This window comes from Candidatus Chordibacter forsetii, from assembly GCF_964187505.1.
Taxonomy (GTDB): Bacteria; Verrucomicrobiota; Verrucomicrobiia; order Opitutales; family Seribacteraceae; genus Chordibacter; species Chordibacter forsetii.
The window spans coordinates 1-8,450 of sequence record NZ_CAXLML010000202.1; the positions used below are offsets into that span (position 1 = coordinate 1).

Consider the following 8,450-nt stretch of genomic DNA (forward strand, 5'->3'; position numbering starts at 1 on the left):
AAGTGTTCCTAAATATTTAAAAAGCAAAAGGTCGGTACCTCGAACCACCGACTTTAGGTTCTCGGCAGCCTTACCCATCATGATCAAATCCAGAGCAACTCGCGGTGCCTCTTTTGAGTCAGGTTTTTCGTCCAAGAATCTATGAGCTAATTCAAGGTATCCGCTGAGGTCTCCACCCTCGATAAAATCTTCGTAGAAAGGGATACGTTCCTGTGCTTGAGCGAGGGCGGATATTATTCCGAAGTAGAAAAGCAAAAAAAGACTGATCGCTGATTTAATCATTAAGTTTGTTATTTCTTTGAGTGAAGTAAAAGGTCAACAAAAACAACTAAATGAATCCTCAAAAATTTCCAATGTTTTAGAGATATCAATTTTCTGGTGAGCTGCACTGATAAAACAAGTTTCGTAAGAAGAAGGGGGTAAATAAAGACCTCTCTTGAGGCATGCATTGAAAAAGGCATTAAAATTTTCATGCTTTGCCTGGGTTGAGTCTTCAAATTGAACCACCGGGTTTTCGCAGAAAAATAAACAAAACATCGATCCGACTTGTGGGACTTGCAATGGAATCCCTCTAGACTGAGCCATATCTTTAAGACCGGAAGAAAGCTCCCGTCCCATTGATTCCAATCGATCATAGGGGGGCGATTCTTTAAGCAGTTTGAGGGATGCAATACCAGCAGCCATCGCCAGTGGGTTTCCGCTTAATGTACCGGCTTGGTAGACAGGTCCGATAGGGGATAGGTGATCCATGATTTCTACTTTACCACCAAAGGCACCCACGGGAAGACCGCCTCCAATTATTTTTCCCAACGCCGTTAAATCTGGTGTGATTCCGGTCCTTTCTTGGACGCCACCCAAACCCAGGCGAAATCCGGTCATTACTTCGTCAAAGATCAGGACTACCCCGTATTTGGAACAAAGTGTACGCAAGCCTTCAAGGTAACCGTCCATTGGTAAGATTAAACCGCAATTTGCCGGATAAGGTTCGACGATAATGGCGGCTACCTGTTCAGAGGATGAAGCCAAGGTATCTGCTACTGAATTCAAGTCATTATATGGGAGCACAAGGGTTTCGGCGGCAAAAGATGCGGGTACTCCGGCACTGTCTGGATTTCCTAAGGTCAGGGCACCGGAGCCCGCCTTCACTAATAGGCTGTCCACATGACCATGGTAGCAACCTGCAAATTTAATGATTTTATCCCGACCAGTATAACCTCTAGCTAAGCGAATAGCTGACATAGTAGCCTCTGTTCCACTATTGCACATACGAACCTTTTCTACCGAGGGTACGAGTTCGACAATTAATTCGGCCATTTCCACTTCAGCGGGTCCTGGGGTACCAAAGCTCGTACCTTTACTTAAGGCATCACTAATTGCTTCACGAATTTTTGGATGATCATGTCCGTGAATGGCCGGTCCCCAAGTGCAGACATAATCAATTAATTCCTTATCATCTACTGTGGTAAGACGACTGCCAGATGCTTTAGCAGTAAAAAAGGGTGTGCCGCCCACAGAGCGGAATGCGCGAACTGGAGAGTTTACACCTCCCGGAATAATTTTTTTGGCTCTTTCAAAAAGGGATTGTGAATTTTTCATGGAAACAATGATAAATTAATTGCTGTATTTTTGTACGATAGGCATGCGCCTACCGATTCCAAAAGCGAGAGAGGTAATTTTGAGACCTGGAGCTGCTTGTTTTCGTTTGTATTCGTTACGGTCGACGAGACCAACAATTCTCCTCACGGTATGTTCAGTGTAACCTTGGTCAATAATTGCATGTATGGATAAGCCATCTTCAATATAACTCTGTAAAATTCCATCCAAAATATTGTATTCAGGGAGGGAATCACTATCTTTTTGGTCTGGGCGTAGCTCAGCAGAGGGAGGTTTTTCAATGGTGCTCAGCGGAATTATTTCCCCATCTAAATTCATGTGTCTGGCTAGCGCAAAAACTTTGGTCTTGGGTATATCGGAAATGACCGCCAGACCGCCACACATGTCACCATAAAGAGTACAATATCCAACCGCTAATTCACTCTTATTTCCGGTGGTTAGCAGGAGAGCTCCTAACTTATTGGAGACTGCCATGAGTAAAAGCCCACGGCTTCTTGCTTGAAGGTTTTCTTCGGTAACATCTGGACTCATGCCAGCAAAGAGGGGAGCAAGTTCACTTTCTGCAGAGTCCACAATTTTTTGAATCGGTAAAGTGTGGTATTCAATACCGAGGTTTTCAGCAAGGTCCCGTGCATCGTCTTTGCTATGGTCGCTTGAAATCGAAGAGGGTAAACTTATGCCAATAACATTGTCTCTTCCTAATGCTTCAACTGCGAGTGCCGCGGTTAGTGCTGAATCAATTCCACCACTCAATCCAATTAGCCCTTTTTTGAACCCGCTTTTGTGGGTGTAATCACGCAAGCCTAGAACAATGGCTTGGCGAATACATTGAAGTTCATTGTCCTTTAAGTGTTCAATAGGCACTTTTTTTTCTAAATCGACTATTTGGCAACTGCTTTCAAAAGATGGGGAGAAATGGGTCGGATTTGCGGAGCTATCAAGGACCACGGAACTCCCGTCAAAGATAAGTTCGTCGTTTCCTCCCACTGAATTGACATAAATCAATGGGCAATTGATTTTTTGCACCACCTCCTGAAGGATTGATGACCTTTGCATTTTTTTATCAACATGCCAGGGACTGGCAGAAAGGTTAATCAATAAATCCAGTTTCTCTTTTGCGATATCTGTGATTGGGTTTTCTGAATGTTGGTTGCCATTGGAATTCCAGATATCTTCGCAAATAGAGACCGCAATTTTTTTTCCCAAGAGAGAGAAATATAAAGGACTTTTTCCGCTTTCGAAATAGCGGTCTTCATCAAAAACATCGTAAGTGGGTAAAAGTCTTTTGCGAAAAACTTGTTTTACTTCGCCATCAAAACAGAGGGCAGCCGAGTTGTAATAAGATCGGCTTTGTTTTAAACCTATCTTCTCAGGGTAGCCTAAAAGGGCAGGGCATTCACCGGTAAGTTTTGCAAATTGATTTAATTTTTCTGCACAATCCTCACCAAATCGTTTTTTGAGCAATAAGTCTCGGGGAGGGTATCCACTTAGGGCAAGTTCAGGAAAAATAACCAGGTCGGCACCATCGCTCGAAAGTTCATCGTAGGCACATCGAAGGATTTCAAAATTACCGGTTAAATCTCCAACAGTTGTATTTATCTGAGCAATTCCAATCTTCATCTTGTTGAAATGTGGATATCAGTTAGCATGTAAGTAACTATCTATTATGTCTGCCGATCTTAAAAAAGCCACCCAGAAGCCCAAATATTCTTTTGTTTTGGCATCCGGTTCTCCGAGAAGAAAGGAACTACTGGCCAGTCTTTTGGAGAATTTTAAAGTAGAGACTGCATCTGTATCGGAATTGAAAGTACATCCGGATGGACCGATTGCATTAGCAATGGAAAATGCCAGGTTGAAGGCTGATGCAGTTTCTCAGCGTTACCCGGATAAATGGGTTTTAGGAGCTGATACATTGGTTGTTTTGGGAGATGATTCTCTGGGTAAACCAATTGACTTAGCTGATGCCAAATCGATGTTGATTCGATTGTCAGGAAAAACTCATTCTGTTCACACAGGAGTTTGTTTAGTGAACCGCTCCCAAGAGATCGAAAATTGTAAGGTAGTTAGTTCTTTGGTTAGTTTTAAGGTTTTGGACGATTCCACCATAGAAGAATATTTTCAAGTTGTTAACCCTTTGGACAAGGCAGGTGCCTATGCTCTTCAAACCCGTGCAGATTTAATCGTATGCTCGTTCGAAGGTTCGCGAAGCAATGTTATTGGGCTCCCGATGGAGCTTTTAAGAACATGGTTTGATCAACTTGATATTGTAACCCTGAATAAAAGCTGAGTTTACACTTCGATTGTCGGCTGATGTACTAAATAGTAACTAACTTTAATTTTGATTAAAAAATCTCTTATTGTTTTAGCCTTATTATGGGTAGCTTTTTTAGGAATCATGATTTTTCGCGAAAAAATTGTGGAGCTTTTAGGAGGATCAACAAAACCAGAAGAAATTGTTAAACAGGAAATCCCTCAAGTTGTCACTCCCCAGCCAGTCAAAGTGGAGCCAAAAACTCTTGAAGCTATTCCTTTTGAGCCTTTGCCCGATAAACCAGCTGCACCCCCTCCGGTGTTGGAGAAGGAAGAAAAAAAAGAAGTAGCCCTTGTCCAGAAGCCTACCAATCAAGAAACTCAAAGTGAGAAGGTGGAAAAAATACCGGAACCTACATTTGGTTTGATCTGTACCAAGTACGAAAAGATTCCTTCTCGATTTCGTTTGGCGTCTTGGGAGGGTGTTAAGAAGGTAGAACTTGAGGATTTAAGCAAAATCGACCCTGTAACCAAGAAACATCCGAGGTATTGGTTGCGTCTTCGAATCCCATACAAAGAGTTGATCCATGTGACTTCCAAAGAATCGTTTTTTAGACCAACAAATATGCAAGACCCCAACAAGAGGTTGCTGGTCCAATCATTTGAGGTCAAAAAGGAAGCACTTTCCTATTCAACCCTTAAAAAACCGATTGGCTATTTGATATTGCGTGACTTTAAAATGGGTGGACCTCCTTTTCAGTTAACAAGTGAGATGGATTCTCCGATGACCTCCTCATATTATTTACATTTCGAACAAATCATGGGTCCAAAAAAATTCTTTCATGATTTAACTGGTAAAAGAAATGGTCATAAATTTGGTGGGTGGGGAATCGAGTATCAAGTTACCAATCAAAACTTTGTCCAAAATAAAATAACAGTATTGAGGAAAGACTTGAAAACTCTCAAATTAGCTAAAAAGGACTTGAGTGGTCCAACCTCTCTTTAAAAACTTTGTATGTAATGATTATTAATAAAAAAATCCTCCTAAGCTTTTTTCTTCTGTTATCTGCATTACATGGTCACCAACCGGAGCAAGAGTCTGATCGTTGGATCAATGTTACTGGAACTGGAATAGTAAGTGCGTCCCCCGATCTCGCCATTCTGCGTATGGGTGTTTTATCCACTGCTAAAACCGCAAAATCAGCAACTGAGATAAATAATGCGTCAATTTTGAAAATCTTTGATGTACTTGAGGAGATGGGCGTGGATGAAGAACATTACGAAACCGCTCGATTTCAAATTACTCCGCAACGCCAATATCGTAAAGGATTGCCACCGTTAGTTACCGGTTATCAGGTATCCAATATAATCGTTGTTCGCATTTACGATCTCGATCGGGTGGGAGAGATTATGCAAACCACTGTTGATGCTGGCGGAAATAATTTTGAGTCTCTCAGCTTTGCGTTGGATGATAATGAAGAATATGTGGAAGAAGCCAGAGTACGGGCGATGGAAGATGCATTAAATAAGGCAGAAATTCTTGCGGGTGCTCTTGCTTCTAAAAAATTTCCTGAAGTTAAAGTAGGACTGCCCCTAACGATTCAGGAATTGAGTGGTTCCAACCGCCCGTTGCATGCACGTAGATTGATGAATTCTGATGCGATGATGGCAGAAAGTGTCCCCGTCCAAGCCCCAAGTGACCTCAGCACTGAAGTAAGGGTACAGGTAAAGTTTGCTTTGGAATAAGGCTTACTCCTAAGACTCTCTGGCGACCTTGGAGAGTTTACTTTGTTGCCTGCTTAGCTCAGTCAGTAGAGCAGAAGACTCTTGAAATTACCTAATTCTTTTTAAAATAGGGTATCGCCTTTATCTATACCAACTTAATGAGAGGTGTTGACTCAACCCGGCAGATATTCTCATGAAATTATCAGATAGAAACCTTTGCTTACCCAATCCTTTCACCCACAAATGCCGTAGATTTGAAATCAATTGTCGAATCGAGCAGTTGGTAATGGTAGGGGCGGGGGGGCTCGAACCCCCGACAAATGGATTAAGAGTCCACTGCTCTACCAACTGAGCTACACCCCCAACGAAAGTGAGAACTATAAAAGTCCACCTTTTATGATCAATGATAAAAAACTATTCATTGAAAAAGTCCCGAGCATATTCTAACGAGCCTCTTTACTTATGGCTCTTAACCGAGAGCTATGCCCCAGTTGCAAACATGGACGAACCAGATCTTGCGCTAGCATCTGAGGTTGTAAGATTTATTTTCATTGGAACAAAGGACTTCAATGAAGACGTTTCGGGGAGATTTCCACATTTTCTCAATCTGTATTCGTCCCGTTTTGAGAGTGGTTTCCTGTTCGAATATCAGAGATTTGTTGATGCAATATTGTTATTTCAGGAGAGGAGTAAGCGATTGATATTGTTATTGTAATAGAGACAATGTTGACAACTTACTCGTCAAAAGCCTAATTCCTATTATCGGTGAAAAATATTATGTAATGAATTTAAAAATTTAACTTATAAAATATTTTAAACTTTAAAAATCTACATACTTAATCTTTTATGCCTAGGTTTGAACCCCTCCGTCGCTACCATTTTAGTCATTTTAAGGTAGTATCAATACTTTAAATGCTCGGTTTTGAGGGATCAGTTTAGGAGAAGAACCATTTCTGTAGCTTAAGGATAAGCCCTGGAATGGAAATACTCTCCCGTATGCTACCTCTTTTCCAAAGCTCATTCCTGAACCTGTGGCCATAAAAGATATTCTATTTCCATAGGGAGACCCTATGATCGTTGCCGAATCCATTGCCCCAAATTTTTGCCCCTTATATTTGGCATTGGTTGTCATCCATTTTTCCTTGTAAGGAAAAATTCGGGTTTTGCCAGATGCTGGTTTTAGAACAAGGGAGCCATCGCCGATGTAAGGCATGACTTCTTCCATCGATTTATTTTTGGAGTTGGGAACAATCCCGGGTATAGAAGTGTTAATGCTAATGTTTGTTGGTTCTTTTTCTCCATTTGGATCACTCATTTTGGACCATAGAGTTAATCCTTTATCGTTGATTTGAATATCGTACTGAAATGTACCACCGTTATTTAAAGTACCGGAAATAGTGGTTTTTTCTCTCTTCATAGAAGCCTCCGGGGGATTTTCGAAACCGGTGATCTTCCTGGATCGCCTGCGATGCTTTTCCGGGTTGGTCCTATCTGTATACCGCGTGCCAAAGCCGATTCCAAAAGTTTTGAACGGTTTGGATGGATCTTTACTATTTTTAAGCCAGATCTTAACCGAACTTCCCGACGAGCTTAAGGCAGCATCGAACCTCTCGGACTGAAAAACAGTGTTGTATCCCTTGAACGGCCCGTTGGCAAAAGAGGCTAACCTTGAGCCTTTTGCAGGCGAAATCGATGGGGCACGGTTTACGGTTAAACTCTTTCTTCTGAGAGCTTCCAGTAAGATCTGGCTATCGGAACTAAACTTATCCCAGGGTAGTTCAATGGGGTCTATTCTGCTGGCGAGTACGATAGTTACAGCAAAATCATCCGCGTCCACAAAACGAGCACGGATCGATGCCCCGTCGGTATTAGTAAGTTCCTGCATCTGATCCAAGGCATCAGCACTGACTGTAGGAACTTTCATTTTACTTCGAACCTTAGCGAAGGACTTGGCTCTTTTTTCTTTTTGATCTAACAAACTTTTAAGTTTTTCAGCCAATGCAATGGCTTGTTTAGAGAGGTTGTCGGTGTGGATTTCCACTTCATTTCCAGATCCAGTTTCCAGAGAAACTTCGTCACCTTCAAAGCCAATGAACTTGGCCTTCAGTGGGCGACCATCCGCACTGACCCATACCTGTGGGCCCGATAGGTCAAGTGGACCATTAGGGTCTGTACCCTTCTCTTCACTTTCTTGCCTGGTTGCTGCAATTTGGATTTCCTGCGGGGTCAGTTGCTTGGTGAGAGGTTCACTTTGATGGGCGAGTTGTCTGGCTAGGTTCTTAGATTCCTGACTAAGGAAGGAGAATGAAAGTTCAACCGTTTGCCCGTTGAAAAGTATTTTGACTGCCGAACTGTTTGCACTAATAAATTCCGCTTTAATGACTCTGCCTTGAAGGTCTTTCCAGTCGTAAAGGGGCTTTGATTTTATTTGAACGGGTGGGGTGGCAGTTTGGATAGTCTTGGACTCCTTACGAAGCTTGATTGCCAATGCCTTGGAGAATGCACTGAGCGAATCAATAGGGAGGTCGAGTTCCTGTCCCTCCATCGATATGGTGACAGTACTTTCATTTGCACCCACGAAATCTGCCTCAATCTTCTGCCCGTTGATATCTGTCCAAATGTAACTTTTTGCACATAGCAAAGGTAGGGTGGGTGAAACCGTGATTCCTAAAAGGATGAATGCTACTCTTTGAAACATAATGAAGGGGCGTTTTACTTGAGGGCTTATTTAAACAATGGGGCGGGTTGTCACAGGTTTACAATGACTAAGCTCAAATTATTTTAAATTAAATAAAAAAGAAAACCACAAATTGCGTAAGATTTCTGTTTTGCTAAGCCAAATTGAATGATTGAGCTACCTT

6 protein-coding genes, 1 tRNA gene and 1 pseudogene are annotated in these 8,450 nt (G+C 42.0%); 3 read left to right on the forward strand and 5 right to left on the reverse strand.

Annotated features, from left to right (window positions below; all coding sequences use genetic code 11):
- From ACKPQ4_RS08875 to ACKPQ4_RS08885, 3 genes and pseudogenes are all read right to left on the reverse strand, one after another.
- Positions 1-282 (reverse strand): annotated as a pseudogene (locus ACKPQ4_RS08875) (hypothetical protein); the annotation flags it as partial.
- A gap of 33 nt (positions 283-315) precedes the next feature.
- The gene (gene hemL / locus ACKPQ4_RS08880) at positions 316-1,596 is read right to left on the reverse strand and encodes a glutamate-1-semialdehyde 2,1-aminomutase (RefSeq protein WP_407680827.1); all 1,281 of its coding nucleotides are present in this window, start codon (positions 1,594-1,596) and stop codon (positions 316-318) included.
- 15 nt (positions 1,597-1,611) lie between these two features.
- Complete coding sequence (locus tag ACKPQ4_RS08885) at positions 1,612-3,234, reverse strand: NAD+ synthase (RefSeq protein WP_407680828.1); 1,623 nt, start codon at positions 3,232-3,234, stop codon at positions 1,612-1,614.
- A gap of 46 nt (positions 3,235-3,280) precedes the next feature.
- Here ACKPQ4_RS08885 and ACKPQ4_RS08890 point away from each other — a divergent pair, with 46 nt between their 5' ends.
- From ACKPQ4_RS08890 to ACKPQ4_RS08900, 3 genes are all read left to right on the forward strand, one after another.
- Positions 3,281-3,901: a Maf family protein gene (locus ACKPQ4_RS08890; RefSeq protein ID WP_407680829.1), complete on the forward strand. Its 621-nt coding sequence runs from the start codon at positions 3,281-3,283 to the stop codon at positions 3,899-3,901.
- A 108-nt stretch (positions 3,902-4,009) separates the two neighbouring features.
- Positions 4,010-4,870, forward strand: a complete 861-nt coding sequence (locus tag ACKPQ4_RS08895) for a hypothetical protein (protein ID WP_407680830.1) — start codon at positions 4,010-4,012, stop codon at positions 4,868-4,870.
- A 14-nt stretch (positions 4,871-4,884) separates the two neighbouring features.
- Complete coding sequence (locus tag ACKPQ4_RS08900) at positions 4,885-5,610, forward strand: SIMPL domain-containing protein (protein WP_407680831.1); 726 nt, start codon at positions 4,885-4,887, stop codon at positions 5,608-5,610.
- A gap of 266 nt (positions 5,611-5,876) precedes the next feature.
- Here ACKPQ4_RS08900 and ACKPQ4_RS08905 read toward each other — a convergent pair.
- Together ACKPQ4_RS08905 and ACKPQ4_RS08910 are read right to left on the reverse strand one after the other, a co-directional pair.
- Positions 5,877-5,952, reverse strand: a tRNA-Lys gene (locus tag ACKPQ4_RS08905).
- Between the two features lie 526 nt (positions 5,953-6,478).
- Positions 6,479-8,287, reverse strand: coding sequence for a hypothetical protein (locus ACKPQ4_RS08910; protein ID WP_407680832.1), 1,809 nt, complete (start codon positions 8,285-8,287; stop codon positions 6,479-6,481).
- Positions 8,288-8,450 lie beyond the last annotated feature (163 nt).